Raw genomic sequence first — 26,771 nt, 5'->3', positions numbered from 1 at the left:
CGGCGGCGCCGAGGCTTAAGGTGTTGCCTGGTATGAAAATCCACGTGGCGGCCCTACGGGGCGCCTTCCGCAGATCGAGCTTCCAGGATGCCGGCCTTGCCGCCCTGCTGCTCGCCGGCGCGTGGGCGGGTAATGGTGCCGCCGCGACTCCGGGGATCAGCGGTTCGTTCGCCGAAGTGGCCTGGTTGCGGGAGCCGCCGGCACAGTGGGTCTTGATCGGGGTCTGCATCGCCGCCGTGACGGTGCGCCGCAGGTGGCCGATTCCGGCGCTCGCCGCGGCGGCGCTCGCCGCCGTGGTGCAGATGGCGCTGGCGGAAGCACCGGTGCCCGCCGACTTGGCCGTCCCGATCATTCTCTACACGATCGCCGCCCAGCGGCGGCGCAAGGTGTCGCTCGCGCTGCTCGGTGCCGCCCTGGCCGTGGCGACGGCATGGTCGGTGTACGTGGCCCTCGACGGCAAGGTCGACGGCTGGGTCTACAAGGGGCCCTTCGGCCGCGGCGGACAGGTAAGCACGCTTGAGGGATTCACGGCGTTTGGACCGACGGACTGGGGCGGGATCCCCGTCCTCGGCTCCCTGCTGGTCGTCGCCTGGGCGATCGGGTGGGGTATGCAGAGCCGCCGCGCTTACCTCGGCGAACTCATGGCGAGGGCACGAGACCTGGAGCGCGAGCGCGGCCAGCAGGCCGCGCTCGCAGTGGCCGCCGAGCGGGCCAGGATCACCCGCGAGCTGCACGACGTGGTGGCGCACGGCCTGGCCGTCATCGTGATGCAGGCGCAGGGCGGCGCCGCGGCGTTCGCCAAGCGGCCCGCCGACACCCTCGCTGCGCTGGACACCATCGTGGCGACCGGCCGCGCCTCGCTCGCCGACATGCGCCACGTGCTGTCCGCGGCCGGGCAGATCGAGGGACCTGCGCGGCCGGTGCCAGGCCTGGCGCAGCTGCCCCGCCTCGTCGACCAGGTACGGCAGGCAGGCACCCCGGTCCAGCTGCACATCAACGGATCTCCCCGGCCGCTGTCCACCGACGTGGACGTGTCGTCGTACCGGATCCTTCAGGAGGCGCTGACCAACACCATGAAGCATGCCGGTCCGGGAGCCTGCGTCCAGGTGGTGGTGTCGTTCAGAAGCGATGAGCTGAGGCTCGATGTCAGCGACAACGGCGCCGGTGAGTCGGCCTCTGGCGGGTCCGGCAACGGACTGAGGGGCATGCGGGAACGTGTGGCGCTGCTGGGCGGCGAGGTGGCCGCCGGCCCGGGGCCGGACGGCGGTTATGTCGTACGGGCCCGCATCCCCCTTGATCTGGGAGAGATCGCATGATCCATGTGCTCCTGGCCGACGACCAGGCCCTGCTCCGTGCCGGCCTGCGGATGATCCTCGAGAACGCCGAGGACATGGCCGTCATCGGGGAGGCCGGCGACGGCGCGACGGCCACCGCCCTGGCGATTGAAACGACGCCCGACGTCATCCTGATGGACATCCGGATGCCCGAGGTCGATGGAGTGGAGGCCACCCGTCGCATCCGCGCGTCGCTTCCGGACGGGCCACGCATCCTGATCCTCACCACCTTCGATCTCGACGAGTACGTGTACTCCGCGCTGCGGGCCGGCGCCAGCGGATTCCTGCTCAAGGACACCCTCGCCGCCGATCTCCTGTCCGCGATCCGCGTGGTGGCCAAGGGCGACGCCATCGTCGCGCCACCGGTCACCCGGCGGCTGATCGAACGCCACATCGGCACGTCCGGCGACCCGCTGCCCCGCACCGCGGCTGAGCTTCGCGTCCTCACCGAGCGGGAACGCGAGGTGCTCGAACTGATCGCCCGTGGACTGTCCAACGCCGAGATCGCCGGCCGTCTCTTCCTCACCGAGGGGACCGTGAAGGGCCACGTCAGCCGCATTCTGACAAAGCTCGGTCTACGGGACCGGGTGCAGGCCGTGGTCTTTTCCTACGAGTGCGGCCTGGTCCGCGCCGGCGCGTGACGACCATCCGGGTCCGGCGATGGACCTGGATCCCACCACCCTGAGGACCACCCCGAGGCCAGCCGGCGACATCATCCGCCAGGCACTCCTGCCCTCCCGCAAGAACACCGACCGACCGACATCGTGCTACGGACGCGGCTGAGCGAACCATCCGGGCTCGGTCTCCGCCAGGATTCCCTGACTGATCAGGCGTTTGAGCTTGGCGCGAATCTTCTCGGCGCTGGAGGCATGGTCACCTTGCGGGCCCCTGGGCGGGTCGCATGCTCAGTCGCGTCATGGTGATCATCGCGGCGAGGGGGAACAGGGCGGCAGCGCCGAAGCCCGCGACGTAACCGAGGCTCGCGATGAGCGTACCCATGACGGGCGGTGTCGCTGAGGAGGCGAGGTTCTGCACGATCGTCTGCACTGACATCGCGCGGCCGGACCAGGAGGGGTGCACCAGTTCGGCGACGGCCGCGTACCCGACGCCGTGCCAGCTCACCGTGGCCACGATCGCCACGATCAGCAGCCCGGCGCTCGTCCAGGCCTCCAGTGCCGCCGCGGTGGCCAGCGCGGCCAGCGCGCATGTGTTGACCAGGGCAAGGCGGCGCAGTGCCCGTCCTTTGCCGGACGAGAGGTCCGACCATCGGCCGGCTCCGATCCGGGCGGCCGCGCCGGCCAGTTGTGCCGCCGCCAACAGGGGTCCCGCCGTGGTGGGCGTCCAGCCGAGCCCCAGCACGAGGTAGTCGAAGGCGAACGTCCCCACGGTCAGCTGCCCGATGACCAGCAGAGCGCTGGTCGCGTGCACCCGCCACAACGACGATCCTGTCCGGTACGGGGAGGCCACCGCAGACTCACGGGAGCCGCTGGTCGTCCTTGGTGCTGGGGCGAGCAACAGCGTGGTGACCAGTGCGGTGGCCTGACAGATGCCCCCCGGTACCACAAAGGCGACCCAAGTCCCCCATTGCTCGGCGATCGCGGGCAATGTCACACCTGCCACGGCCACGCCGACGGGCTGCGACGCCTGCCGGATGCCCATGGCCAGCCCGCGCCGGTCCGGCGCGAACCAGGCCACGACCAGTCGCCCGCTCGCCGCGTACACCGCCGATCCCGCCGCCCCCGCCAGGATCAGCAGGATGCCCATCAGCGCCCCGGAAGCTAGTCCTGCCAGGCCCAGCAGCAGGCCGCCCAGCCCGAGGCCGGCTCCGATGATCAGCCGCTCCCCGTGCCGGTCAGCCAGGGCGCCCCAGCCCAGCAGAGCCACCACCATGCCGATCGACGGGCAGGCGAGCAGGATGCCGAGCTGGGGCAGAGTCATGCCGGTCGATTCGCGCAGCGCGGGGAGCAGGAACGGCAGGCCATAGAGGTAGATCGTGCCCGTGGTCTGGGCAGCCGTGCCCAGTGCCAGCGCGACCCATTTGGATCTTGTGTGCATGAGGTGCGATGGTAACTCGGTATCAATATAAGAGACATTTCATTTCAGATGGTGAGAAGATCGCCTAATGACGGCTCGGCGCTCGCCGGCGATCGCTCTTCTCTTGCGCCCCTGGCCGGAGCCAGAGACTCCCGGTGCAGCCCCAGGCCCTGGTCTGCTTGGCTCGCTCCGGGGGCGACGGCCAGGGGGGATTCCCGGCCTGCTGCCTGGGATCGACGCGTACACGGTGAAGGTCAACGCCAAGTTCCCGGCGGCCAGCCCGGCACTGCGTGGCATCATCTGCCTGCACAGCGGCCACCACGGCGAAGTCCTCGCGCTGCTTGACAGCGCCACCATCACGGCCGGGCGCACGGGTCGGGCAGTCGCACTCGGCACGGACGCCCTGGCCCCCCGGCGGAGCGCCGTCGTGGGCGTTATTGGGGCGGGCGCCCAGGCGGACCTGGTGGTGACAGGCCTACGGCGCCTGCGCCCCGTGAGCGATCTGATCATTCACGACGTGTCACCGGAGCGGGCCTACGCCTTCCGTGCGCGTCATGGTGGGCGCCTCGCGGGCTCGGCGGCCGAGGTCGCCGCCCACGCCGCCATCGTGGTCCTCGCCACCTGGTCCCGCACCCCGTGTCACCACGGGCAAAGTAGCTCCGTGTGACGAGTTAGGTTGGCGATCATAGGAACTGCGCACGCTGGAACAGCGGCTGACCAAGGTGCGTGAGTCCATCGCAGCGGCGAACCGCCGGTGATGACGGGACTGGGTGACGGCATGCCGGCCGTACCTCGACGAAGAGCGCCGCTGGTTTGACCTTGACGCGGGCAGAAGCCCGATGTCGGCGAGATGATCGTCTCGGGGCGGGAGCCGGGAGGTGGCTGAGCTGCCACGCAGCGCCCCTGCGTGAGGTGCCCTCCACATCCCCGTTGGAGGGCACCCTGTCTGGTCGCAAGAGGGTTCAGCCGCAGTGCACGTTGTTGAGCTTGACGCTCGTCCATGACGGCGAGATTCCCTCTACGTCAATACACTGGCCGGGCGCCGAGACGTACACCGGGCCGGCGTAGTACTGGTAATTGTCGGCGTCGGAGTCCTTCCCGCTGCCGTCGCCTCTCGATATCACGACGCCCTTCCAGCTCGTGGTGTTGGCGTAGGGGCCGGCACCGTAGGTAAGGGCGCAGTTCTTGCCGGTGCTGGAGCTGTAGTACACCTCCAGGATGCCCGTACGGTACCCGTACTTCTGGACGCCGATGTCGTAGACGCCGACCCGGGTGTAGCTGCTGCCGCAGGGTCCGGCCGCGCTGGCCGGGGTGGCGCCTGCTACCAGCGTGGTGGTGGAGGCCAGGGCCGCGCCGGCCAGCAGGGTCGCCAGCTTGCGTGTGCGCACAAATATCCTTTCGATTGCCAGTGATGTGATCATGATTACCACTGGCTCACGGCCGCCACCCACGGGTGGTGGTCAATGTGACGGTTCACACATCGATCGTCTGGGGATGAAGAGCCGACCATCAGCCATCCCGAGCCGCACCGGGCCGAGTTCGACGTCTGGGCCGCGGAGAGCCGCCTCCAACCGCCCAAGATCACTCGGTCCTCTCTAGCAGATCCTGTAGGTGTAGAAGTTCTCGAAGCGCGACAGGTACATGTGCCCGTCGGGCCCCTTGATCAGGATTCCCATGGTCTGGTCTGTGATCCGTGTGACCCCCATGGTCGCCCGGTCGATCCGGTATGCCTTGCCCTGCACCTTGCCCCACAGGTAGCCGTTGTGGAACTCGATGTAGGTGTCCAGCCAGACCTGCGTCTGGGTCGCCCAGGGGTAGGTCTGGTGCTTGGCGGTCCGGAGCGTCTGGCCGGTGGCGGGGTCGATCACGTAGAGCGCGTCGGGGGTGAGCCCCCACAGCTTGCCCTCGTCGTCGAAGGTGATCGAGCCGAGTGCCAGGTCGCCCTCGACGGGGGCGGTCACCCACTTCACCGTGTCGGTGGCGATGTCGTAGGCGAAGACCTTGGCCGCGGTGTCCAGCGGGTAGCCGACCCCGCCGAAGGTCGTGGTGGCGCCGTACAGGATGCCGTCGCGGTAGGCCAGGCCGAGGATGCTGTGGTTGGGGATGATGTTGCGCCTGATCCTGGTCTCGCCGGTCTCGGGGTTGAGCAGGCCGAGGGCCCCGCCGACGGTGCCCGACTTGGGTACGGTGCCGAACGCCAGCCAGTCGCCGGCCGAGGCCATCGCGAACGGCCTGTCCTGCTCCTGATCGCCTAGGGAGAGCAGGAGCTCGGGGGCGGTGCCGTTCCAGGCGTAGATGCGGGCGCCGGGGTAGACGCCGAGGTACAGCTTCCCCTTGTGGGTGACCATGCCCTCGCTCTGGCCGACGTTGGGCCAGAACTTCTTCTCCCCGGTAGCAGGGTCGAAGGAGGCCAGGCCGCCGGTGAAGAAGCCGCCGCCGTAGATATGGCCCTCGGGGCCGACGGCCATCGACCTGATGCTGACACGCTGGCCCGTCACCGTGCTCTCGAAGAGCTTGCCGGTGCCTGTCTTGCGGTTGTAGTGCCACATGCGGCCGGCGCCGGTCGTGCCCACGAGGGTGTGGCCGAGCCAGCCGAGCGGCCGGATGGCGCCGTCGCCGAAGTCGTTGTAGCCGAGGGCCTTGGTCTTGCCCGACTTGAGGTCGAGGAGGGCGAGCTCGCTGTCCTGGACGAGGTAGACCTTGTCGCCCAGCGCGCCGCCGCCGAGGGTGAGGCTGTCGACGTCCTCGACCACGTGCTGCCACTTGTTACCGGCCAGGTCGTAGATGCCCATCGGGTTGGTGCCGGAGGAGGTGGAGTAGCGGACGAGCAGGTAGCGTCCCACCACGTCCACGTCGTAGGACCAGCCGGTGGCCTGGAACGGCGGCTCGATGATCCGCTGGAGCTCGCCACCGGGCGACAGAACGGCGACCTTCATGCTCGCCGAGCCCATGCCCGCGTAGATGGTGCCGTCCTGGCCGATGGCCAGGTCGCGGATGAACTGCTCGCCGGGGACGGGACTGCCGAGGTCCTGGACCTGGCCGGTCGCGACGTCGTAACGGAAGAGCTTTCCGTTGGGGGAGGTGCCGCCGTAGACCGCGTTCCCGGCGGCGGCCACCGTCCAGACGAACGTCTCGGTGGAGATGGGGATGCCCAGCTCGGTGACCTTGTCGTCGGCCGGGGTGTAGCGGAACAGGCGGCCCATCGCGCCCGCGGTGGCGTTGTAGCTGCCGACGTAGACGCTGTGGTCGGGGGCCACGGTGACGGCCCAGGAGCCGAGCGCGAAGGGGAGGGGGTGCTCGGCGATCAGAGACGCGTCGCGGGCGTTCCTGATGCCGAGGATGGCGGGCCCGGAGGCGCTGGAGGTGACCGAGTAGACGCGGTCACCGTCGAGCGCCGTGCCGGCGGTGGTGGCGCCGGTGAGCGGCAGGGGGTCGAGGTTCTGGAAGCCGCACCCGGTCGGCGGCGCGGCGGCTTCGGCCGGGACCGGCGTCAGCAATAACAGTGCGGCGACGATGGCCGCGATCCGTGCCCGCACGGGCACCTCCTGAAGGAGTTCCGATATAACGGTCACGACCGTAATTCCCGAGTAGGGTGCCGGTCAACGGTTCTCCAACGCGCCTCTGCCGACTTCGCCGTACAGAAGGAAGCAGCGCTGCCCACGGCAGGTTGGCGGCGTGGACCTGGGCGCGGCAGTACGGGGAGTGGCGGAGCAGCTGCAGGGGGCAGGATCGGCACACGGGTTCTCGGCTGGTGGCGCCCCAGGTGAGAGAGGCCGGTGGCGGCGTGTTCGGTGCGGGCTGGGCCGGGAGGGCGGTCGCTTCGCTTCGGGTGAGGAGCCGGGCTTCGCAGAGCAGGTCGAAGCGGTCGTTGCTCGCATCCGACATACCAGCGACATACCGCCGCTCCCTATCGTGATCTTCATGATCCATACCAGTGATGGAGCATCGGGTGCGTCGGCTGGACAACACGAAAAGGGAACCGTACCTGGTCGCAGGAGGTTTCTGTACTGCGGAGCCGCCGCATTGGCGGCTGCTGGGGTGGCGGGAGCTTTCCTGTGGAGGCAAGAACCGCCGGCACGGATCAAGGGGAAGCTGCTGCGCACGCTGAAAGATCATGCCTGGTTCGGCCGGACGTGGTTCACCCCGGACGGCACAACCCTTGTTACCAGCTCCTACCAGAGGAAGAAGGTCGCCTTCTGGGACCTGGCCACGGGCGAATGCCTGCGCACGCTCGAGCCGAGGAACGCCGGCGCCATGTCCGCCAACCAGGACGGCACCCGGCTGGTCGTGGCGGGCGACGGTCACGCCACCCTGTGGGATCCCCGCACCGGCCACCTCCTCAAGGAGATGCGTCCGGGCTTCCTGTTGTCCGAGGCGGTGCTATTCAGCCCCGATGACTCGGTCATCGCCATCGCGGGTTCGCAACCCGAGATCTACCTGTGGAGCTCGGACGGCGAGCGCATCGCCCGGTTGGAAGGGCACTCTGCCAGGGTCTGGCAGGTGGCGTTCAGTCCCGACTCGACCCTGCTCGCCAGTTGCGGCCCGGACGGGTCGGTCAGGCTCTGGGACGCGAAAACCGGGAAACCGGGACAGGTCCTGACCGACGAGCGTGAGACGATCAGCGATGTTGCCTTCAGCCCGGACGGCAGGTGGCTGGCGTCCGCCGACATGGGCAGCATCGTCCGAGTGTGGGACGTGGCCACCGGCGAACAGCTCCACACCCTGGACGGCAAAACAAGCCGCCTTGCCTTCCGGCCCACCGGAAGGCCGCTGCTGGCGACCTCCATCCGCTCCGGCGGCCCGCTCCGGCTCTGGGGCCACGACCGCGTGTGGTCAGCCACGACCATGCTGGAGAAGTCCCAGAGCGAGGCCATGGCCTTCAGCCCGGACGGCTCCTTCCTCGCCACCGGTGTCGGCGTCAAGGGTGACCTTGCGTTGTGGGACGGCACGACCGGTGCGGAGCTGGCTGTCCTCACCGGGCACACCCGCCCCGTGACCGACGTCGCGTTCAACGCCGATGCCACCATGCTTGCAACGGTGTCCGCCGACGAAACGGTGAAGGTGTGGTCCATCGCGAGATGAGGAACTGGATGGCCGTAGAAGAGGGGACGGTGGAGGCCGCCTGGAACCGCAATCGCGCGGCGATCAAGTCAGCTCGTCGGGGGACAGAAGTGACCTGCGGGTGCCTCGCTGCGAAGGATTTCCGCTGTGACGGTGATGATCGCCCGGTTGGTCCGCTCTTCGAGGCGGTGTTTCGGCGGCGATGACTCTTTGGACCCCAAATCGCAGCCCGGAACGCCCAGCCATCCCAGTTCGAGCTGTTCCAGATCGTTCAATGCAGGTCAGAGGGCATGCGCGGTCCATCCTGCACGGCTCTGAACGCCCCTGTATTGCAACCCGAACGGCAACCTCGGCGCCCTTGGCAGCTCAGCCGGGACGCCACGGCTATCGTGCACGAACGGACGAGAAGTCAGACCGAGGAGTGAACCAGTGAGCAGGAAGCTGGCGACCGATCCGACGGCTCTCCGAAGCGCTGTGAATGATCAGCTGGCGGGTGCGGCGGGAGCATGGGCTGGCGGGGCTACCTCTGTTGACGGGTTCCTCCGGCGGGTCGTCGCTGATCTCGACCGAATGCCGACGTTGAGCGTTCATCATGCTGAGTTCCGGCATTACGGCTCTGGATACGCGTCCTACGCCGATGTCTTCATCACCAAGCGCGACGGATCGATGCGCCGCTCCGAGAACGGCTGGACAAAGGTTGAGGGGTTGCCCCTGGCACTGTGCCGGCTCGCTCCACTGGCAGCACTCTTCAAGCCCGACGTCCACTCTTCGGGGCCAGGCGGTGCCGGGAGTCGCGGCATACCGGAGCTGTCGCTGGTCACGGATACTGCTCTACCGGGATGGGAGGAGGAGTTTCGACAGATTCGCCAGGTGCTCGATCGACACGACATCGCCCTGCTCGATTCCCGGGTCCTCGGCTTGCCGTTGGAGGCCGAGCTTCGGGTGGAAACAGTTCTCGGCAGTCCGCCGTACAGCGTGTTCGATGCCTGGTTCCGCTGGAGGGACTGAGACATCGAGTCCGTGCCATCAGCTGGGGAACTGCACCGATCACCGCCACCGCGGCACGGGTTACCAGCTCATGGCCACTGTCGGGTCGGTCGTGAGTGACCGTGGTTGACCCCTCGTCACCGGGGGTTAATGGCACGCTAATGGCATGACGATCACGCGTTGACCTCTTGCTTCGGCTCTCCTGGCCGTGGTGCGCTTCCTTTGTGAGTCACGATCGCTACCCTGGCCGGCTCTCCTTTCCCCTGCGCTTCCCGAACCGCCGTTTTCGCATCTGGAGCTACGTGCCCTCACACAGCGGGCTCGTTCTGCGGACGGAGTTCGAGCCGGATGCGCCGCACATCGAGCTGCTGTTCAAGGGCGTGCGCCAGATCAACCTTCCCGCAACGATGACGGACGGGCTCGTGGTGGACATCGAGCGCACGAACGACGACGATTCGGACGATGTGACCTTCCTTCTCGGAAACGACCACTTCTCCGGCCACGTGCTCGCTGACCACCTGTTCCTCGACCAGGAAGAGCGATCAAGGTACAGCCCGTTCTCGCTCTTCCACGGCTACCTGCGAAGTGATTTCGAGCGTTGACGACACACACGCCGCCCGCCTGATCATCGGCAACGTCTGCCGTCGTCCCGCCCGAAGGGGAAGCGGGCCAGGGGCACGGGTGCCAAACCGAGGCCCTGGTCTGCTCGGCTTGTCCCGCGTCGATGGTGGGCGAGATGATCAGGCATTCACACCAGCCACTTTGTGGCCTCGTGCGCCGCCACCTGACGGCCGGCATCGAACGTATCTGCGCCGACCTGTGGCACCGGGAGCTCTACGGCGCCAACGCGTCGTGAACGTGTGGTCAGTCGGCCAGCGCGAAGTCGGCTCATTGAAATGGGCCTCGTACTCAGCGAGGACGGTGCGCAGGTGCGCGGCGTTGATGACGAGGATCCGGTCGAGGATCTCGCGGCGTAGCTGCCCACCCAGCGCTCCGTGATCGCGTTCTTCCGGGAGCCTGTGGAGCAGTGAGCACCACGCGGATGCCTTCCGTTTGAACACCTCATCGAACAGAGCGGTGAATCTGCTGTCCCGGTCTCTGATCAAGAATCGGAAGTCGCCGGTTCGATCGCCCAGGCTGAGCATGAGGTTGCGGCCTGCTGGGCAACCCCGAGCTCCTCTTCAGGATCGGGTGTCGATTCCACGGTGACGATCTGTTCGGTGAGCCTGGCCCGCTCAGCGGCGAAGACCGCGAGGTGCGAGGCGAGGGATTCGGCCGGTCCGGAGCGGACCAGGGCGCGCCTCGCGATCGACCGCCTCGCCGAGCACCAGGTCGCCAAGGGCGCGACCTGGACATGCGGCGGCCCGACTCCCTCGCTGATCTTCCCCTGATCGTTGTCTGGCGTATTCGATCAACAGCGCGTGACGCTGAGTTGGTCGAGCAGCAGCGTCAGGCGGGCCTCGCGGCCTGAGGCGGGGAGTCGGCCGCCGCGGGACAGGACGATCAGTCCGTGCAGGGCGCTCCAGGCGACCTCCGTCAGGATCGCCGGGTCGCGGCCGTCGGCGAACTGCGCGACTCCGGACAAAAGCGCCTGGAAGCCGTCCCGGAGCGGTTCCGGGGTGTCGTCCTGGCCGAACGGCAGGTCCACGGCCATCGTGAACATGGCGTCGTACAGCGCGGGGTTCTCCTCGGCGAACGCCATGTAGGCCCTGGCCAGCCCCTCCAGCGCGGCCCGCGGTTCGCCCGTCCGGGTCGCGGCGCGCAGGCGTACGGCCAGTTCCGTGAAGCCCTCCAGCGCCACCGCCGCGACGATGGCGTCCTTGCCGGCGAAGTGGCTGTACAGGACCGGCTGGCTGTACTCGATCTCGTCGGCCAGGCGGCGAGTGGTCACGGCGTCCCAGCCCTCGGACTCCGCCAGCTTGCGGGCGGTCTTGACGATCAGGTCGTGGCGCTGGGCGCGTTCGCGTTCTCTGCGCTGTTGTGTGGACACCCTCCACATTCTAGCGCCGCTATACAGACGAGCGGCGTTAGGCTAGCGTCGCTAATACTTATAGCAACGATCGAAGGAGACGGCATGGTCACCATCGCCACCTGGCTCGCCGGGCTGATCGCCATCGGGATCATCCTCATCGGCATCCGCTTCCTGCTGCAGCCGGTCGCGTCGGCGGAGGGCTACGGGGTTCCCGTGTCCATGAACGCGTACCTGACCGTCAAGGGCGTACGGGACATCACAGCCGGGCTCGTCGTGCTCCCGGCACTCGTGACGGGAAACCAGCACATGCTCGGCTGGCTGATTCTCGCCAGTGTGTTCGCCCCGCTGGGCGACATGGTCGTCGTGCTCAGAAACGGGGGTCCGCGGGCGGTGGCGTTCGGCGTCCACGGCCTCACCGCCGCGGTGATGGTGGTGGTCGCGGCCATTCTCATCCTGGTGTGAGGCGTGTACTGCACCGGCCATAACCAACCCGGGTCGGCCTCCCTGCGGCCGCCGGCGTCACAGCGTCCACCGCCGGGCCCGCCTGCCAAACGCGGCCGGGCCCGCGCTCGGCGGGAGTGCGCACCTCCAACTCGGTACGCAACTGCGGCACCCGCATGAAGCGCGGCGTGTGGTACTTGGGCGCGACCTTGCCGCCCCGTGTCCGGCAGGTGCTCCCCGCGGGCGCCTCACACATCGGGCAGTCGACCGTTCGACGGCAGCGGCCGGATCCACGAGCTCGGTCACATCTCAAAACCGGTTCAGGGCAGGGCCCGAACCGCGCTACTCGTCGGCGTAGGGCTTGAAGAGCACGTCGCGTTCCATCCACGACTCGTTGAGCAGCTCACTGTGCACCTCGCCCTGGACGATTCCCAGGAGAAGGTCGGTGGTGAGCAGGTCGTACCTCTCCCACACGTCGCCGTTCCGGTCCGAGACCCGGATCGGGTACGAATCGGCCGCCGCCTCGGATGAGACCTGCCAATAGAGCGTGACCCGCGTGCCGGTCGAGGCCCAGGGCAGCAGCCTGGAATCAGGGTCGAGATCGTCGGGCGGTCCCACGACCTCGTCCTCGAACAGGTCCTGGAGCTGTTCGAACTCCAGCCCCGACCGCTCGAGATCGACGTGCTTGAGACCGGGGCCGGGCGCCGGAACGTGGAGCCTCAAGTAGTCCAGCCAGAGTCCGCCACCTCCTGCGTCGAGAAGCTTGCGGTAGTCCTGCGGCACGGGCGCCCCGAGCCGGCGCTCGACCTGTTCCCAGTCGAACGGGCCGGCCAGCGGTGCGAGACGTGCCGTTTCGATCAGCTGCTGAGCACTGGTAGTCATGCGGGTGCATTCCTCGGGATTGCTGGTCCAGGTCCGATCTGTCCGAACCGGATCCCGCCCGCGCCCGGCCAGGGAGGGCGCCGCTGGTGTACCTGGCCGTCGACGCCCTCGCCGAGCCCTGACGCAGGCGCCGGGCGCCTCAGTGGTCCTTCTGGGCGAAGAGTCGATACGAGCGTTCAAGGGCATCGCCCCAACCGTCATTCGTGAGCTCTATCGTCGGTTGGAAAGCTTCCGCTCCATCTCAAGCAGGAGCTCTTGAGCCTCCTCAAGAGTGCTTCGGCCAGGCTGACGGGACTGCGGATGGGCGATCCAGTCGCGGACACTCTTCGCAAAGGCCACCTGGAAGCGCTCCATTCCACTTGAGCCGGCCAGCCAGGCGACACTGTCATGACGAGACTGAGGCCGCCGCCGCATGACACGTTCCCACATTCGGAGGATCTCCCCCTCCAAGCGCGAGGTATCGGAGAGTTCATCCTGGAGCGCAGCACGCTGAGCTTCGCTGAAGGCTTTGGCTGCCTGCCCCTCGGCGCGCAGCACATCAGGAGGCACTCGCTCTGCAGGGGCATCCGGCGGCCTGGGCCTTCTGGCTCGGGGAGTTGCGTCGGCTTGAGGCTTCGGGTCAGATACCGGCACCGCTGGCCTTGACTTGACCAACCTGGCCGACTCTTCCCTAAGTGCGGCCGCCATCTCTGCATCAAGCATGGACGACAAACCAGCAGACACTCCTATGTTGACCAGCGCGTCCCAGATGAGAGCAGTGCACTCAGGGTCAAACTTGTGGGGCCCAATGTCCAACTCTCGGGCGACTTCGCTTACCCGAATTTTTCCGTTCACGATCCTCCCTCGGCTGCGGAGGCCGACGCGGCTATTGCTGTGGTTTATCACAATCGCGTCAGCTGAGACCTCCCGGGGTTTCACTACTTGATCAGGCGATCCCCGAACTCGCGGTCACGCTGTGACCAGGCGCCTGTCGGCGGAGGATGAAAAGGGTCATTGCGGGGATCGGGATTTCCTTTACGCCGCGTCCACCTCGCTCGTGGCGCTCGTCCGCATCCCGTCCGGCGAGGGTACGCCGGCCTCTGCCACGGGCGCCCCGGCCCCTTTCGTCTGGGCTGCCTGTGCCCGCTCCTTCTCCACATCGACGATGAAGAGGTCCTCGCCCACGTCCGCATGGACAGGTTGTGGGTGTCGGTCCTGCAGAAGGTGTTCACTCGCATCGACGAGAAGAACCAGGCGATCCTGAAAGCGCGCGAGTCGGACGACCTAGCAGTGCGTGCCTTGGTGCGGGGCAAGAAGGTCACCGGACCGGCGACAAAGCAGCGGGTCCGGGGTGACGCTGGAGCACCGTGCTGAGGTTCCGGCGGCCCTGCGGAGTTCGGGGGAGAGGTAAATCCCCTGGTCAAAGGGTCGATGAGTGGTAGGGCGCCCGGGGCTCGAACCCGGAACCTACGGATATGCCGACGAGAATCCGGAGTGCTCACGGGTACTCCGGGTTCTTGCTGTTTAGCCAGGCCAACGGCGATATGGAGTCCTCTCATATTTCGTCTTCGTCCGTCTTGATCAGTGCTGTTCCGCCCTTTTCTGTTGACGAAATGTTGACTCCGAACGGCGCGTCACCGCAGATCGGCAGCGTTCTAAGCGTCTAGGTGTGAGCAAGGGCCGTTGTCTGCAAAGTCGCACGCGCGATGCCCGGAGCCGGTCTTTGCTGAAGCCCTTGACGGACCCCCGGCCACCGTTCAAGCTCGCGTGTGCAAGTTCATGCAAACTCACAACGGCGGAGGTAGTCATGGCCTACGGTTCATCGGTCTCGACGACACCAGCGGCGGCAACAACTGCCCGATGGTGTGGAAGGACGACGCCGACGGCTCCATCGTGCTGCAAGGCTGGGAGGTCACCGATCCCGCCGAACTCGCGCAGCTACGGGAGCGGAGCCCTCTACCGGACAGCGAGAAGGTCATCCGCCTCCCCAAGCGGATGATCCCGTACCTTCTAGAGGCTTGCGCCGAATGAGCGTACCCACGTTCTCGGAGATGCTGGCCAGCGCCGCGCGTGAGGCGATTCATCTGGAGATGCGGGACACCTACACGCCCGACGATCCGTGCTACATCGAGTGGCAGAAGACTGGGATCGCCGACGTGGACGCCTACTGGCACGAGTGGCGCGAGGAGGTAACCAGGGCGGTGGGCCGTGGGGTGGCCATACGACGAGCGAGGATCGTGTCTGAGCCGGTGACCGATTTCATTCGGTACGAGTACGAGCTCACGTCGCCGCTCAACATCGCGGCCGGAGAACAGGTCCGATGGTTGCCTAGGAGTCGAGCGTCTGATCTCGCCTTGCCGGGCAACAACTTCTGGGTGCTCGACGAGCACCTTGTCAGGTTCGGGTTCTTCGGTGGCAACGGTGAGGACGTTGGCGAGGAACTGACCCGCGATCCGGCCCAGATCAAGCTGTGTACGGCGGCATTCGAGGCCGTGTGGCAACGAGGGATCGACCACTCGGAGTACAGGCCCGAATAAGCAGAATAGGGACCATGCCCAGCTCGCCGTATTCGTCCGCCCGACAGGTCCGCCTAGCCATCGCTGAACGACTTCGCGAGATCATGCGTGATGCCGGTTACAACGGGCGCTCGCTGGCAGAGGCGGCGGACTGGCATGAGTCCAAGTCTTCTCGGCTTCTGCACGCCAAGACGTTGCCCTCCAATGAGGATCTTCGGACTTGGTGTCAGGTCTGCGGCGCATTGGATCAGGTGGACGATCTGATCTCGATGTCGAGAACAGCAGAATCCATGTATGTGGAGTGGAAGCGGCTCCACCGCACTGGGCTCAAGCAGCTCCAGGAGTCGAAGGTCCCCCTGTACGAGACCACGCGTCTGCATCGGGTGTACTGCTCACAGCTCGTACCTGGCTTCCTGCAGACGCCTGAGTACGCTTGGGCGTTGTTGAAGATGTTCGGCAACTTCCATAACGCTCCGGATGACCTGGAAGCCGCTGTTGCCGCCCGGATAGCGCGCAATGCACTTCTCCGCAGGCCCGGATACCGTTTCAAATTCCTGCTAGAGGAGCAGGTACTGCGGCACCAGATCGGCGATCCGTCCGTGATGCGTGCCCAGCTTGACCATCTCCTAGCCGTGGCCAAGCTGCCCTCAACCTCGATCGGTATCATCCCGGTCACCACGCCGCGTCGGCTCTGGGCGCTTGAGGCGTTCAACATCTTTGACGACAACCTCATACAGGTCGAGTTGTTGACCGCCACAGTGAACGTGACGCAGCCGAGCGAGATCGCGCTCTACATCAAAGGCTTCGCGGATATGGCGGCCATGGCCGTGGTCGGCGCTCCCGCCAAGCGCCTCATCCACGCCGCCAAGCAGGACTTTCTATAACCATGCAAACTCGTGCAAGGTTGTTGAGTGCCTGATTCGTCGGCTTCTACCGTCGAGGCATGGCTCTCACACACACGACACCATCGGCTGACGACCTGCTAGGCCAGCCGATAGCGGAGGAGGACGCAGCAGCCCAGAATGCGGCCTTGGATCGGGTTCTTGAGCATCTGACAACCGCAGGCATCAACGCGCAATTGATCAAGCGGTTGGTGATCGAGTGCGACACCAAACCTGAACCGTCTGCCAAGACGCTTTGGCATCCGCCACAGCTCGTTATCTACGCCGACGCCGGTTGGAAGGTCGCCACGGTTACCATCGGCCCCCGCTCAGGTAGCTACATGGTCGAGCTGCCGGGCGGCGACGACCAGGGCGAGGTGCCGGCCACCCGAACCGAGGTCGTACCGGCGTCCCTGCCGTCTCGTGTCGCCATCTTGGTAGCGCATAACGCCGGAGTTGCCGCATGACCACCGCAATGCCGGAGGGACGCCATGGCTCGGCGATTGGCGCTTAGCCACGAGCAACAGAGCCAGGCGAACGATAGGCCCCCGGAAGTCGGCTCCGGCACGAGCGGCTACACGACTGTCCCGTACACCATCGCCTACGCCAACGAACTGGGAGAAGATCCGATCTACTTCGAGTGGCACAACCACGAGTACCGGCTGACCTACGGCAAGCCCCACCATCGTGATTGGATGCACGGCGTCCTCCTTGGCCGAGTGAAGGACCTGCACGACAAGCCGGATCGGCGCGGCCCGGAGCGGATGCGGAAGTTGAACAGGCGGCGTCAATGGCGCTGCATGGACAAGCTGCTGTGCCAGGTGTGCGGCAGCCCGGCTGCCGACCTGGAGACGGGGCGGATCCCGTGGGCGCTGACGAGCACGGTGTTCGACGCACCGGCCCTGACAGCGGCCGGACGAACGCCCCGCCAACGTGCTGGAGCTGCATTCCGAAAGCACTGGAGGAATGCCCCATGCTCCGCGAAGACTTCAACATTCACACCGTGGCCGGGCGGACTAGCGCGGGCGTGCTGGCGGACCTGTACGCACCGGGGATCGATCCCATTGTGCCCGTCTTGACGAACCACAACGTGTTCGTCGCCTGGGACGCCATTCGGTACCACGCGTCCGCTCTGGCCACCTCCCACGTGGTCGAGCTGCACGGGATGAAGCGGCTGTAGTGACCACCTGCCCGTGTCCCGATGCCAGACCTGACGACTGGTCGGATCCTTCCCTGCCCGGCTGACACCGGCTGGTCGTTTCCTTCCCTGGCGCTGCCGTTCCGGATGACGGCTTAGCCGCCGATGCCAGGGAAGCGGCCCCCGTCGACCATAGTAAGGACAGGGCCGAGTCTTGTGTTGACGGGACGTCAATGAAGGCGGTCCATACACGTTCGGGCACCCTCCACGTCAAGCCGCGAGAACGCGCGGCGCCGACGGTGATACCCACAAAGGGCTCCCGCCAGGAACGCGTCGTCCCTGGCTGGGCTCATGAGGGCTTGGCGCTTCGCAGCGCCTGTACCAGCTCTTCCTTGCCCATGCGGGACCGTCCGGGAATGTCGGCCTTCTGCGCTTGCTCGTACAGCTCGGCCTTTGTGGGCCCGTGGGCGGGCCGGCCTTTGGGGGTGAGCGCGTCCAGTTCCTCCGCGCGGCGCTTCTTGAACGCCTTGCCCAGGTCCTGCAACCTCTTCGTGCTGACGGACTCCGCCATGGCGGGCAGGATCCTTTTCTCCTCTTCCCGGACGTGGTGGTTGACCGATTTGATGAGCTTGTTCAGCGCGCGGTCGAACTCCTTGGTGCCCGGCTCTGCGCGGACGAGCGCGTCAAGCAGGATCTCGGCCTCCTTGTGCTCCTCGAGGCTGTGGTGGGCGTCGATGTCGGGATAGACCTCGTCCTCCTCGGCGCGCGCGTGCGCGATCAGCAGGGCGTGCAGTTCTACTACGGTGGCGTGCTGGTCGCCTTCCTTCTTGTTGAGCCGTTCGAAGAGGCCCTCCACGGTTCGGTGGTCCTTGGTGATCAGCGTGATGACGTCGGTATCCATGGGTGGCGGCTACCCACCGGACCAGCGGGCATTCGTGCCGGGCCACCGGCGCTGGCCGAGCCCACAGTGTCCTGTCGTGCCACGGGTTCGTTGCGATGACGTCGATCATGTTGCCCGGGGGACATGGCGGTGCATGGCGCATCCGCCGAGGTGCTCGGGTGGTCCTCACCGCCGGCCGTACCCGCATCCCGGCGGCACCACCGTTCCACCCGCCGAACACAGTTGCCGGCTACCCCATTCACCTCGCCGCCAGGGACCTACCAGCATCAGACAACGGCAGATTCGCTCCAGCCGCGATTCACTGTCGGGCCTTAGGGCAGGACAATTTCCGCACGGGGTTCGACACACCGATGAGTCCTCAGTCTTGGACAGGGGGTTCCGGCCAGACGACCCTGGCCGCTGAGGCGGCATGGCGGGGGCGACAAGATGGCGGGCAGCTCTGACTGCTTCCCGCTCATCCTGACGCTCACGCCGGCGTGGCGGAACAGACACATCAGGAGGCACCATGGCCACGCAGCCGAAGGGCCCAGACGGCCGGCAGCGTGATGGAAGCGACAAGGCTGGTGATGAACCTCAGACTCCGGAGGACGAGAACACGCCAGGGCGTCCCGCCGGTATCCCGCCTAATGTCACGCCGGACGGCAACCCGGGCGAGGACGAGGAGGACGATGTTTTCGAGCAGCGCAAAGCACTGAACCGCGGCGACCGGGCACCCCGACTCCTCCGTTCCCGCCCGCGTCCTGGAGCGGCTGACCGGCATGAGTGAGCGTCCCAGGTGGTGAGTCTGGGCATGCACCTCGGGCAGGGAGCTTTGGTAGGAGTGCTGCGCTCGATCATGGCGCGTGCGGGGCTGCGGGGTGGATGGTCCTGGTGTTCACCGTGGTCCGCGGTCCCGGCCCCGGTCAGCGCCACGCCACGCCACCAGGGAACACGGACGCCGATCCGACATCGGCCCCCTGCCTCACGAAGAAGCGTTGAGCCGCTGATCCCTCCGGCACTCGGTCACCAGGTCCACATCCCCACCCGCACGGGTACTCCGGGAGAGGCGTGCAGGATGGGAGACCCCTCCGGGGCGGTCAGTCCCGCGGCCTGGACGAGGTCCTGCTCCAGGCTGATCAGGCGGACCCGGTGCAACGGCCACGCAGGGTGTTCCACCTCCGCGGCGGCCAGCCGGCCGGCTACGAGGGTGAACAGCCGGTAGCGGGCGGTCAGGAAGTGCGCCAGCTCGTCGCGTTCGCTCTCCGCCAGGGGCGCGCCTGTCTCCACCTCCGCGTCGCACCGCGCGCCGTACGGTCCCGGCCAGCGTCGCCGGCAGCGGTACGCGGTCCGACCGTCCTCGGCATCCACCGACATGTCCGACCAGTAGTAGGGCAGCCAATAGCCGCCACGGCCGCCGAGGGCGGCGGGCAGCAGACCGGCGTCCAAGGAAAGGAACCAGATCCCGCTGCGGTCACGCTCGTCGCGGACGTACGTGCGCAGGTTGGTCTCGGGGAATTGGGACAGCCACGGCAGCGCAGGCGTGCCGGGGACCCGTACCCCTTGCATGAGAAAGGGCGTGAGTCCCACCCACGCCGCTCCGTCGAAGGTCTCGACCGTCAGGCGGTCCGGCAGCAGTGCCTGAACGCTCGCGGCCGGATAGCGCCAGTGGATGAAGGTCATCTCCGACCACTGGTGATACATCACCGGCAAGGTGACGCGGGGCGACGGTGGCGCTTGCATCCCGCACCTCTGCCCAGCAGCGGCACCGGCATTCACATGCATGACGCCCGTTCGGTCTCGGGTTGGCACCCCGCCGGGACGTGCTGGTGCCATGGCCATCCTCATCAGAGCTCATCCCCGCCGACACCCAAGATCTTCACTGGCTGTCGGTCTCTGCCATGCTGAGAAGATCCTCCCAGGTCAGGAGGTGTGACGATGTGCATGTCGACGGGCGGGATCGAGATCTGCGGCCGCAGATACCGCATACAAGCCGCGCCAGACAGCGATCAGCTCATCGACGCGGTTGAGGTCGTTCGCGCGCCGGTCACGAAGCACAGATGCCGCCTGGCGGCCTCCGTGGTCGTCTTGTAAGGCATGCTCGCCATCGAGGACTTCATCCGGCTGATCGACCGTCTCTACGACGACGCTGACGCGCTGGATGCGCGGGCGTGCTGGCGGCGGTGATCGATCTTGCCCAGTGGGCACACGCCGCGCTGTCCCGTTGAGCAGAGGATTCTGGGCGCGCCGCGAGAAGATGCGCATACCCTGCCGTTCTGCCGGCTGAGGCCTCACGATTTCTTTTCTTCGTGCGGACCTGCGGTCGTTTGGCTGATCACCTACGCGATCTGTCTGGGCTGCAGTCCGATGCCGCCGTCATCGGTCATAGGTGGGGCCGGGTTGCCGTGACCCGCCTCGTGACCGCCTGCGCCGCGGTCACGTCGTCAAGCGCCTGCGGCGCGGGGAATTCATCAGGTCCACACGCCGCCTGCCGAAGACGTCGAGGCGCGTCTGCGGAGCAGGTCACTACGAGTGGAGCATGGCCGCTACCGGCAGTTGGTACGGCTGTTGCGCCCGCCCGCCGACATCGATGCGGCTCAGATGCCCGGGCTGAACGACGTGGAGAGGTGATCTGCCTCGTCTCTGGGCGACGGCAGGCTCGGCGATCAGGTGCACATTTTCAGCGGTGAAGGGACGGCGCCGGCGGTTGCTTGATCGCGGGATGGGGGCGCGGCCAGGAGGAAGCCGCTGGCTGGGCGGGTGGGAACGCGTCGTAGCGAGATGGTCAGGTCCTGGTGGGGGACGTCGTAGTCCAATCGGGCGAGCCGCACCGCCAACGCCTGCAGCAGCGTGGCCGTGATGTCCTCTCCTGGGCAGCGGTGGCCGGTGTTGGGGTCGCCGCCACCCTGGGGGATCAGCTCGAAGGCGTCGATCTCGCGGCCGACGAACCGCTTGGGGTCGAAGGTGTAGGGCTCTTCCCACAGCTCGGGGTCGTGATGTTGTCCGTAGACGTCGAGCAGCACCAGACAGCCCGCGAAAATGTGCTCCCCAGCCCAGGACAGGTCGCGGACCGCCTTGCCGGCAACGAACGGCGCGAACGGATAGAAACGACGAATCTCGTGCGCGAACGCCTCGGCGTAGGCCGCCTCGCCCTCGCGGAGCGCGTCGCGATGGTGGGGCCAGCGGTGCAAAGCGTGGGCGGCGAACGCCACGTACCAGCACACAGCCACGGTCGGGCGGATGACGTTGAGCAATTCGACCGCAGCCGCGCGAGAATCCAGCTGCTTGCCGTCGGCGTCGCGGTGACCGATGATCACGTCGAGCACCGAGCCCGCCGCCGCGGTTGTGGTGCCGTCCCGCACCTGCCGCACGAGGTGGGTCAGCCAGGCCTCGCGTCGGATGCGGGCCAGCCGGGCCCGCCAATGCCGGGGCCCGGCACTGCCGAACCCGTCCACCATGGCTGTGAGGTCCGATGCCAGGGCGGGCACGTCGGCGTCGTCCAGCGGGATGCCGGCCCACCGGCACACGCCTCGGGTCAGGACCTTGGCCACCTCGTCGAAGAGCACGACCTGCCGCCCGTCGGCCCAGGCGTCGACCGCCTCGTCCCAGGCTGCGGTGGTCTGGGCGACCAGAGAGTCGACACCCTCGCCGGTCAGCAGCGACAGGAACATCGCCTTGCGTACGCGGTGGTCGATGCCGTCCAGGGCGTGCACTGCTCCGTGCCCGACCAAGGTGCTCTTGACGGGCTCGGGCACCGCCGTGTGCCGGCGGACGTGGTCTTCGTCGTAGAAGAAGCGGGCCGCCTCCGGCCCGCACAGCACCACCGCTCGCCGGCCCATGAGCCGTGTGTGCGCCACCCCGCCGGAGGCGCGCCGCCGCAGGGCGGGCAGCCAACCGTAGCCTTCGAGCAGCAGGAAAAGCGTGTCATCCAGCACCAGCATGAGGTCCGACCCTGCCCTGGGGTTCACGGGCGAAACCGCCGCCCTCCGTCCGTACCGGATCTGGTGGCCTCACCGGTGCGTTTCCCGGTGACTGGGTGACGAGCAGACCGGGTTGTCGTTCGACCGACGGGGATCGCTTCCCAAGGTGGACGCCGACATCTGCACTCAGCGGGTGGCAGGTCCGCCGGACAGTGAGCTGGGGGCATTGACGTGCGCGCCTTCGTCCACGCCGACGCCGAGGCGATCCACCAGTTCACCGCCCAGCCAGCCGGTCACCGCGCCCAGGAGCACCCCGGCGAAGCTCAAGATCAGCGCCGGGATGGTGGGAACCCAGTCGGTGGCGGTCCGCAGCAGCCAGCTGGCGGCGAAGAGCAACAGGACAACTACATTGCCGATCCCGTGGAGAGTGCCGATTCGTTTGGCCCTGCTCCGTGCTGGAATGGCCACCCAGTCGATGAGGCCGAACACGCCCGCGACGAGGCCGCCGATGATCCCGGCCGCGATGGCATAGGCGGCGGCTACCGGAAAGCCGGATCCGCCCGTGATCAGGTGGAGGATGTCGAAGATCGCCGCTGTGACCAGCAGTCCTAGCGGAAAGACGATGAGCATCGGGTGCACCGGGTGTCCCAATGCCTTGGCCTTGCTGTCCATGACGCTCCTTGGTAGGGCGGACAGGCATGCAAGCAGCTACCCGGGGACGATCCCGTCACTCCTTCGCAGGCCGGGTGCCACCCCCGGCAGCCAAAATTCATGCCATGAGACTTGTGGCGGCTGAACAGAGCTGCAGCGGGTCCCTGGCTCGCGTTCGTCCGTGTCCACAATGCATGACTTAGGAGTATTTGATGACTATTGGGGTTATTTGCTACCCCGGTCCGGGCAAGCGCTTCAGGGCGAACGACAAAGCGTCGCCCCTGGCCTCATCTCCCGGAAGGAAGGTCGCCACTGCTCCTCACACGATCACAGAGTTTCGCCAACCGAGGAGTCACCGTGCTTACGCTGACCGCAGACGCGGTCGCCGCAATCCGCGACCTGACGTCGCAGCCGGAAACGCCGCCGGACACCGGGCTACGCATTGCATCGTCGTCAGGCGACGGTCCCGCCGCATCCCTTGAACTGTCGATCTCGGGTGGGCCGCACCCCGACGATCAAGTGCTCGAAGCAGAGGGCGCTCGGGTGTACCTGGAACCGGCCGCCGCCTCAATCCTGGAAGACAAGACCCTGGACGCAGAGATCGCTGAGGAAGACAGGCCTATCTTCCGGATAGTTCGTCAAACCCATGATCTATAGGGAGGGCTATCTGGCGATCGGTGAGGGGGAGAGTCGGGTTCCCGATCACGTTTGACGCCTGAGCCGCCGCGCATCGGGTGAAGGGGTCAGGCAGGGAGGCGGCGGTACAGCACTCGGCTCCGTGTGCCGGCCAACAAATGCACGGCAGCGCCGAGCCGGTGCTGTCGATCTGCGCGGCCAAGGACGGGCCAGGGCGGGCGATGCTCGAGAGGTCGCCGCCGCCGGCGCTCCTGGCCCGTCCCGCGGCCTCCTGCATCACCGGAGCCACGCTGTCCGTCGGCGGCGTCTGTTGCCGTAGAACTGCGGCAGCACGATGTGCTGGCCGTGCGGTGGAAGCATGAGTGGCTTGACGGTCCGGTTCTGAGCTCCACGGCCAGCGGCGGGCAGGTCAGTCGTGTTGCTCATTGCCACCGATGCCGAGCTCGTGTGCAACGTCCTCGACGTTGTCGAAGGTCCGATCAGGCAGGGATCGTAGGGCGGACAGCACCCCCTCGGGGGCGGACTGAGACTGGGCGCGCTCCAGCAGCGTCCCGCGGTCAGCCGGGAAGGCGTGTACGCCGCTGATCCACCGAGCCAGGTCGCTCCGGCGGTCAACGTCCTGCGCGCTCATCCCCTCCGGTGAACCTGGCTCGCGCCCCGCGGCGCGTCCATCACGATCATCGTGGCCTTGATCCATGGCTTCCAGCCCCTTTCGTCACCGGCGTCCGAAGTGAATCTGCTACCCCAAATCCGGCGACGAAGCATTCTCGAGTCGTATGACAACGAGGTGGGCGTTCTCTCGGCTGATTGCACGGCGCAGTCCAGAAAGTCTGATCGTCGGCCGCAATGGGGCAGATGGTGGGATAGGTGACAAAGCCCCACTTGTTAACGGACGCCTTCGTTTCGGAAGAAGAGGAGAGGAAGCCGGGTCACCTTGATGCGCAACGTTGCTCAGGGCGTCGTCAGCGGGACTGCTGCCACTGCCGCGATGAGCTTGGTGATGGTCGCAGGACAGCGCGCCGGCCTGATGGCGGACCATCCGCCGAAGCGCATCGTGGGCGGCGCTCTCCCAGGTCACAAACACCGCCGCAAACCGGGGCGAGGGGCTCCTGCCTGGGAGCGATCGCCCATATCGGCTTCGGCTCGGCCTCCGGCGGGCTGTTCGGCATCATGACCCGAGGCCGGCACGCCCCCATCTCGTTCGGCCACGCCAGTGCATCCGTGTGCCGTACGCGGACGTCAACGCATTCCCCGTCCTGGAGCCAAGTAGGAAGCAGAATGGCCGGGCAGCGTTTGTCTGCCTGGCCATTCTGCATGGCGTTTCGCCCGCCATCTCCTGATAGGCCATCAGTTGTCCGGCCGTCCTCTGCGCCCCGATGACCGACTGCGGCGGGACGACCTTGGCTGTGCCGATGCTGTTCCGGTGGAGAGTCAGCGGTTGAGCGCCAGGCTGTGGACGGGGTGGTCGCCCTCGGTCTGCAGCCGGTACTCCTGGCCGGACTTGGCGCGGTTGTCGTCGATGACGCGCTCGGACGGCGCCTTCTCGCCGCCCATGAGCGCTTCCTGCATCTTCTCGAAGCGTTCGTGGGCCTCCTGGACGTAGCCGGTGCCGAGGGTGGTGTAGTCGATCTGGGTGGCGATCAGCTCGCGCAGGTAGGCCTTGTTCGGCTCGAAGGTGACCGGGGTGGGCAGTTCGGGCGCGCACACCTGCTCGGGGTCGCGGCCGTCGTGCTTCTTGAACAGCTCGGCGGCCAGCCGCAGATGTTCCAGCTCCATGTTGAGGTGCAACTCCCAGATGTTCTTCACCTTGGGGTCGGACTCGGTCTCCATGAAGGAGTGGTAGAGGTAGCACTCGTTGTACTCGTGGTTGAGCAGCATCTCCCACCAGCTCTCGCCCGGGTCGACGAGCGACTCGTAGTGGGTGACGTGCTCCTCCTCGATGAGCCCGATCTCCTGGTAGAGCTGCCGCGCGATGGGCTCCATGTAGGTGGGGCCGACGTTCATGTAGAAGTTCATGGTCTGCTGCTCGGCCGACATGATCGTGAGCGCGTGCAGCTTGCTGATGGGCGCGGTGTTGTTCTTGTCGTACGGCTCGCGCACGTTGTCCACCGGGTCGCGGTGGTGAAGGTATGTGGGGCGGCCCGGCATGACCTCGGTGAGCCCGTCGACGATCTTCTCGGCCTTGCGGTGCTCGATCATCTCGTACAGGTTGGCATACCGGTAGAGGTGGTCGAAGTCCTCCAGGACCCCGAACTGGTAGGCCTGTTGCAGGTAGGAGTTCGGTTCCATGCGGGCGACCCAGGCGGTCAGGTCGACGGCGACCTGCTCATAGGCGATGGTGGTCTCCAAGACGGAGGCCAGGCCGGGCAGCAGCCAGTTGACGACCTTCTGCTGCTGGGCCTCGATGTAGCGCACGCGCGCGAGCTGCTGCTTGAGCTCGGTGTCCGGGCAGTGCCGGGCCAGCTGGTGACTGAACAGGATCGACTCGACCTCGATGCCGTTCATGGTGATGATCCTGCACCGCGTGTACGGATCGGCGTGGTCCGGGTCGATGGGCGCGACGTTCAGCTCTCGCCAGTTGCGTAGCTGCTTGTCCAGCGGGATGCCCCGCTCGCGTAGTGGATTGAAGGTCATGTGCGTGCGCTCCTTCGCGTGGTCGAAGATGTCGGCGTGCCCGCCTACCCGACGCTTCCCTGCTCAATCTCTGTACGCTCCCGCTCACAACCCTGGACTCGGTAAGGATCCTTGCCGGCCTTCACGTACGCAGGCGTGGCCTGCCTTCTGCCGGGTAGGCCACGCCGCGTACTCGAAGGAGGCTTTGCCATGACCGACCAGAAGACCAGGCCGGAGACGATGGGCGAGACGGACGTCATCGACCTGCTGCTGGCCCAGCACGCAATGATCAGGGACCTGTTCGACGAGGTCGAGCAGGCGCCGGCCGACAAGCGCGGCGAGGCGTTCACGCGGCTGGTGCGGCTGCTGGCCGTGCACGAGACCGCCGAGGAGGAGATCGTCCACCCGTACGCGCGCCGCAAGATCGACGGCGGCGACGCCGTGGTCGAGGATCGGCTGGCCGAGGAGAACGAGGCCAAGGAACTACTGATGCGGATGGACGAGGCGGGTCCCGAGGCCCCCGACTTCACGCAGAACCTGGCGATGTTGCGCGCCGCCGTGGAGGCGCACGCCCGCAGCGAGGAACGCTACGAGTTCACCCAGCTGCGCGGCCACACCAGCGAGGCCGAACGCCGCAGCATGGCCACCGGGGTCAAGGCCGCCGAGGCGATGGCGCCCACGCACCCGCACCCGGGCACTGAATCGGCGACCAAGAACGTCCTGGTGGGCACGCCGGTCGCGATGATGGACCGGGTCCGCGACGTCATCCGCCAGGCCATGGGCAAGAACCCCTGACCGGCCGCGATGGCGAACCGGAGCGCGATCAGACTGCCCGGCACCATCCTGGGG

Annotated in this window: 29 protein-coding genes; 16 read left to right on the top strand and 13 right to left on the bottom strand. The window is 66.9% G+C overall.

Annotated elements, in window-relative coordinates; genetic code table 11:
- Positions 1 to 32 precede the first annotated feature (32 nt).
- Both ETD86_RS27005 and ETD86_RS27000 read left to right on the top strand, forming a co-directional pair.
- On the top strand, positions 33 to 1,316 hold the full coding sequence (locus tag ETD86_RS27005) for a sensor histidine kinase (protein ID WP_211370335.1): 1,284 nt from the start codon (positions 33 to 35) through the stop codon (positions 1,314 to 1,316).
- The gene (locus tag ETD86_RS27000) at positions 1,313 to 1,975 is read left to right on the top strand and encodes a response regulator (protein WP_138668968.1); all 663 of its coding nucleotides are present in this window, start codon (positions 1,313 to 1,315) and stop codon (positions 1,973 to 1,975) included. Before ETD86_RS27005 ends, ETD86_RS27000 begins: the two co-directional genes overlap by 4 nt.
- Positions 1,976 to 2,207: 232 nt before the next feature.
- Here ETD86_RS27000 and ETD86_RS26995 read toward each other — a convergent pair whose 3' ends face one another.
- Entirely contained in the window at positions 2,208 to 3,389 is a 1,182-nt protein-coding gene (locus ETD86_RS26995; protein ID WP_138668967.1) for an MFS transporter, read from the bottom strand.
- Between the two features lie 226 nt (positions 3,390 to 3,615).
- On the opposite strand from ETD86_RS26995, the gene ETD86_RS26990 reads away from it, so the two are divergent.
- Complete coding sequence (locus ETD86_RS26990) at positions 3,616 to 4,035, top strand: NAD(P)-binding domain-containing protein (protein ID WP_246148248.1); 420 nt, start codon at positions 3,616 to 3,618, stop codon at positions 4,033 to 4,035.
- Between the two features lie 295 nt (positions 4,036 to 4,330).
- On the opposite strand, the gene ETD86_RS26985 is transcribed toward ETD86_RS26990, so the two are convergent.
- On the bottom strand, positions 4,331 to 4,756 hold the full coding sequence (locus tag ETD86_RS26985) for a hypothetical protein (RefSeq protein ID WP_138668965.1): 426 nt from the start codon (positions 4,754 to 4,756) through the stop codon (positions 4,331 to 4,333).
- A gap of 207 nt (positions 4,757 to 4,963) precedes the next feature.
- Positions 4,964 to 6,904: a ligand-binding sensor domain-containing protein gene (locus ETD86_RS26980; protein WP_138668964.1), complete on the bottom strand. Its 1,941-nt coding sequence runs from the start codon at positions 6,902 to 6,904 to the stop codon at positions 4,964 to 4,966.
- A 385-nt stretch (positions 6,905 to 7,289) separates the two neighbouring features.
- Between ETD86_RS26980 and ETD86_RS26975 the strand changes: the two genes are divergently transcribed.
- The 4 genes from ETD86_RS26975 (at position 7,290) to ETD86_RS55450 (ending at position 10,807) form a co-directional block, all read left to right on the top strand.
- A complete protein-coding gene (locus tag ETD86_RS26975) occupies positions 7,290 to 8,450 on the top strand; it encodes a WD40 repeat domain-containing protein (protein ID WP_138668963.1) in 1,161 nt (386 codons plus the stop codon).
- Positions 8,451 to 8,858: 408 nt separating this feature from the next.
- Positions 8,859 to 9,437: a hypothetical protein gene (locus ETD86_RS26970; protein WP_138668962.1), complete on the top strand. Its 579-nt coding sequence runs from the start codon at positions 8,859 to 8,861 to the stop codon at positions 9,435 to 9,437.
- Between the two features lie 203 nt (positions 9,438 to 9,640).
- Entirely contained in the window at positions 9,641 to 10,018 is a 378-nt protein-coding gene (locus ETD86_RS26965) for a hypothetical protein (protein WP_138668961.1), read from the top strand.
- Between the two features lie 618 nt (positions 10,019 to 10,636).
- Positions 10,637 to 10,807, top strand: coding sequence for a hypothetical protein (locus ETD86_RS55450; RefSeq protein ID WP_170223289.1), 171 nt, complete (start codon positions 10,637 to 10,639; stop codon positions 10,805 to 10,807).
- 20 nt (positions 10,808 to 10,827) lie between these two features.
- Here ETD86_RS55450 and ETD86_RS26960 read toward each other — a convergent pair whose 3' ends face one another.
- Positions 10,828 to 11,406 (bottom strand): TetR/AcrR family transcriptional regulator, encoded by a 579-nt coding sequence (locus ETD86_RS26960; protein ID WP_138668960.1) that lies wholly within the window; start codon positions 11,404 to 11,406, stop codon positions 10,828 to 10,830.
- Between the two features lie 84 nt (positions 11,407 to 11,490).
- Here ETD86_RS26960 and ETD86_RS26955 point away from each other — a divergent pair, with 84 nt between their 5' ends.
- On the top strand, positions 11,491 to 11,850 hold the full coding sequence (locus tag ETD86_RS26955; RefSeq protein WP_138668959.1) for a DUF4267 domain-containing protein: 360 nt from the start codon (positions 11,491 to 11,493) through the stop codon (positions 11,848 to 11,850).
- On the opposite strand, the gene ETD86_RS60185 is transcribed toward ETD86_RS26955, so the two are convergent.
- The 3 genes from ETD86_RS60185 to ETD86_RS55445 form a co-directional block, all read right to left on the bottom strand.
- Entirely contained in the window at positions 11,837 to 12,217 is a 381-nt protein-coding gene (locus ETD86_RS60185) for a zinc finger domain-containing protein (protein WP_425465658.1), read from the bottom strand. The two genes, ETD86_RS26955 and ETD86_RS60185, sit on opposite strands and share 14 nt — an antisense overlap.
- Positions 12,172 to 12,711: a hypothetical protein gene (locus ETD86_RS26950; RefSeq protein ID WP_138668958.1), complete on the bottom strand. Its 540-nt coding sequence runs from the start codon at positions 12,709 to 12,711 to the stop codon at positions 12,172 to 12,174. Before ETD86_RS26950 ends, ETD86_RS60185 begins: the two co-directional genes overlap by 46 nt.
- A 1,014-nt stretch (positions 12,712 to 13,725) precedes the next feature.
- Positions 13,726 to 13,875 (bottom strand): hypothetical protein, encoded by a 150-nt coding sequence (locus tag ETD86_RS55445; RefSeq protein WP_170223288.1) that lies wholly within the window; start codon positions 13,873 to 13,875, stop codon positions 13,726 to 13,728.
- Between the two features lie 6 nt (positions 13,876 to 13,881).
- On the opposite strand from ETD86_RS55445, the gene ETD86_RS26945 reads away from it, so the two are divergent.
- From ETD86_RS26945 to ETD86_RS26920, 6 genes are all read left to right on the top strand, one after another.
- Positions 13,882 to 14,064 carry a hypothetical protein gene (locus ETD86_RS26945; protein WP_138668957.1) on the top strand — a complete coding sequence of 61 codons (183 nt, stop codon included), beginning with the start codon at positions 13,882 to 13,884 and terminating at the stop codon, positions 14,062 to 14,064.
- A gap of 405 nt (positions 14,065 to 14,469) precedes the next feature.
- Entirely contained in the window at positions 14,470 to 14,721 is a 252-nt protein-coding gene (locus ETD86_RS26940) for a hypothetical protein (protein WP_138668956.1), read from the top strand.
- Positions 14,718 to 15,227, top strand: coding sequence for a DUF6879 family protein (locus ETD86_RS26935; RefSeq protein WP_138668955.1), 510 nt, complete (start codon positions 14,718 to 14,720; stop codon positions 15,225 to 15,227). Before ETD86_RS26940 ends, ETD86_RS26935 begins: the two co-directional genes overlap by 4 nt.
- Before the next feature lie 14 nt (positions 15,228 to 15,241).
- Positions 15,242 to 16,090: a helix-turn-helix domain-containing protein gene (locus ETD86_RS26930; protein WP_138668954.1), complete on the top strand. Its 849-nt coding sequence runs from the start codon at positions 15,242 to 15,244 to the stop codon at positions 16,088 to 16,090.
- A gap of 59 nt (positions 16,091 to 16,149) precedes the next feature.
- On the top strand, positions 16,150 to 16,554 hold the full coding sequence (locus ETD86_RS26925; protein WP_138668953.1) for a hypothetical protein: 405 nt from the start codon (positions 16,150 to 16,152) through the stop codon (positions 16,552 to 16,554).
- A 506-nt stretch (positions 16,555 to 17,060) separates the two neighbouring features.
- Positions 17,061 to 17,267 carry a hypothetical protein gene (locus ETD86_RS26920; protein WP_138668952.1) on the top strand — a complete coding sequence of 69 codons (207 nt, stop codon included), beginning with the start codon at positions 17,061 to 17,063 and terminating at the stop codon, positions 17,265 to 17,267.
- 307 nt (positions 17,268 to 17,574) lie between these two features.
- Here the strand turns inward: ETD86_RS26920 and ETD86_RS26915 are convergent, their stop codons facing one another.
- From ETD86_RS26915 to ETD86_RS26895, 4 genes are all read right to left on the bottom strand, one after another.
- Positions 17,575 to 18,126, bottom strand: a complete 552-nt coding sequence (locus ETD86_RS26915; protein ID WP_138668951.1) for a hemerythrin domain-containing protein — start codon at positions 18,124 to 18,126, stop codon at positions 17,575 to 17,577.
- A 1,002-nt stretch (positions 18,127 to 19,128) separates the two neighbouring features.
- Positions 19,129 to 19,806, bottom strand: coding sequence for a YqjF family protein (locus tag ETD86_RS26905; protein WP_170223287.1), 678 nt, complete (start codon positions 19,804 to 19,806; stop codon positions 19,129 to 19,131).
- 962 nt (positions 19,807 to 20,768) lie between these two features.
- Positions 20,769 to 22,043, bottom strand: a complete 1,275-nt coding sequence (locus ETD86_RS26900) for a cytochrome P450 (protein ID WP_138668949.1) — start codon at positions 22,041 to 22,043, stop codon at positions 20,769 to 20,771.
- 165 nt (positions 22,044 to 22,208) lie between these two features.
- Entirely contained in the window at positions 22,209 to 22,694 is a 486-nt protein-coding gene (locus ETD86_RS26895; protein WP_138668948.1) for a DUF2231 domain-containing protein, read from the bottom strand.
- Between the two features lie 336 nt (positions 22,695 to 23,030).
- Here ETD86_RS26895 and ETD86_RS26890 point away from each other — a divergent pair, with 336 nt between their 5' ends.
- A complete protein-coding gene (locus ETD86_RS26890; RefSeq protein ID WP_138668947.1) occupies positions 23,031 to 23,330 on the top strand; it encodes a Fe-S cluster assembly protein HesB in 300 nt (99 codons plus the stop codon).
- A gap of 388 nt (positions 23,331 to 23,718) precedes the next feature.
- On the opposite strand, the gene ETD86_RS26885 is transcribed toward ETD86_RS26890, so the two are convergent.
- Together ETD86_RS26885 and ETD86_RS26880 are read right to left on the bottom strand one after the other, a co-directional pair.
- The gene (locus tag ETD86_RS26885) at positions 23,719 to 23,940 is read right to left on the bottom strand and encodes a DUF2795 domain-containing protein (protein WP_170223286.1); all 222 of its coding nucleotides are present in this window, start codon (positions 23,938 to 23,940) and stop codon (positions 23,719 to 23,721) included.
- An 800-nt stretch (positions 23,941 to 24,740) separates the two neighbouring features.
- Positions 24,741 to 25,943 carry a hypothetical protein gene (locus tag ETD86_RS26880; RefSeq protein WP_138668945.1) on the bottom strand — a complete coding sequence of 401 codons (1,203 nt, stop codon included), beginning with the start codon at positions 25,941 to 25,943 and terminating at the stop codon, positions 24,741 to 24,743.
- Positions 25,944 to 26,132: 189 nt separating this feature from the next.
- Between ETD86_RS26880 and ETD86_RS26875 the strand changes: the two genes are divergently transcribed.
- The gene (locus ETD86_RS26875; RefSeq protein WP_246148245.1) at positions 26,133 to 26,717 is read left to right on the top strand and encodes a hemerythrin domain-containing protein; all 585 of its coding nucleotides are present in this window, start codon (positions 26,133 to 26,135) and stop codon (positions 26,715 to 26,717) included.
- Positions 26,718 to 26,771: the final 54 nt, after the last annotated feature.

Source organism: Nonomuraea turkmeniaca (assembly GCF_005889735.1).
Taxonomy (GTDB): domain Bacteria; phylum Actinomycetota; class Actinomycetes; order Streptosporangiales; family Streptosporangiaceae; genus Nonomuraea; species Nonomuraea turkmeniaca.
Note: the sequence above shows the minus strand (reverse complement) of the source record. Positions and strands in the feature narration are given on the sequence as shown.

Bases quoted from the DNA above. Each gene is read 5' to 3' on its own strand.
- ETD86_RS26920 (WP_138668952.1), top strand. From the start codon at position 17,061: ATGCTCCGCGAAGACTTCAACATTCACACCGTGGCCGGGCGGACTAGC.
- ETD86_RS26925 (WP_138668953.1), top strand. From the start codon at position 16,150: ATGGCTCTCACACACACGACACCATCGGCTGACGACCTGCTAGGCCAG.
- ETD86_RS26915 (WP_138668951.1), bottom strand. From the start codon at position 18,126: ATGGATACCGACGTCATCACGCTGATCACCAAGGACCACCGAACCGTG.
- ETD86_RS26945 (WP_138668957.1), top strand. From the start codon at position 13,882: ATGGACAGGTTGTGGGTGTCGGTCCTGCAGAAGGTGTTCACTCGCATC.
- ETD86_RS26940 (WP_138668956.1), top strand. From the start codon at position 14,470: ATGCAAACTCACAACGGCGGAGGTAGTCATGGCCTACGGTTCATCGGT.
- ETD86_RS26905 (WP_170223287.1), bottom strand. From the start codon at position 19,806: ATGTATCACCAGTGGTCGGAGATGACCTTCATCCACTGGCGCTATCCG.
- ETD86_RS26880 (WP_138668945.1), bottom strand. From the start codon at position 25,943: ATGACCTTCAATCCACTACGCGAGCGGGGCATCCCGCTGGACAAGCAG.
- ETD86_RS26930 (WP_138668954.1), top strand. From the start codon at position 15,242: ATGCCCAGCTCGCCGTATTCGTCCGCCCGACAGGTCCGCCTAGCCATC.
- ETD86_RS27005 (WP_211370335.1), top strand. From the start codon at position 33: ATGAAAATCCACGTGGCGGCCCTACGGGGCGCCTTCCGCAGATCGAGC.
- ETD86_RS26975 (WP_138668963.1), top strand. From the start codon at position 7,290: ATGATCCATACCAGTGATGGAGCATCGGGTGCGTCGGCTGGACAACAC.
- ETD86_RS26935 (WP_138668955.1), top strand. From the start codon at position 14,718: ATGAGCGTACCCACGTTCTCGGAGATGCTGGCCAGCGCCGCGCGTGAG.
- ETD86_RS26950 (WP_138668958.1), bottom strand. From the start codon at position 12,711: ATGACTACCAGTGCTCAGCAGCTGATCGAAACGGCACGTCTCGCACCG.
- ETD86_RS26895 (WP_138668948.1), bottom strand. From the start codon at position 22,694: ATGGACAGCAAGGCCAAGGCATTGGGACACCCGGTGCACCCGATGCTC.
- ETD86_RS27000 (WP_138668968.1), top strand. From the start codon at position 1,313: ATGATCCATGTGCTCCTGGCCGACGACCAGGCCCTGCTCCGTGCCGGC.
- ETD86_RS26995 (WP_138668967.1), bottom strand. From the start codon at position 3,389: ATGCACACAAGATCCAAATGGGTCGCGCTGGCACTGGGCACGGCTGCC.
- ETD86_RS26900 (WP_138668949.1), bottom strand. From the start codon at position 22,043: ATGCTGGTGCTGGATGACACGCTTTTCCTGCTGCTCGAAGGCTACGGT.
- ETD86_RS26875 (WP_246148245.1), top strand. From the start codon at position 26,133: ATGACCGACCAGAAGACCAGGCCGGAGACGATGGGCGAGACGGACGTC.
- ETD86_RS26955 (WP_138668959.1), top strand. From the start codon at position 11,491: ATGGTCACCATCGCCACCTGGCTCGCCGGGCTGATCGCCATCGGGATC.
- ETD86_RS26885 (WP_170223286.1), bottom strand. From the start codon at position 23,940: ATGAGCGCGCAGGACGTTGACCGCCGGAGCGACCTGGCTCGGTGGATC.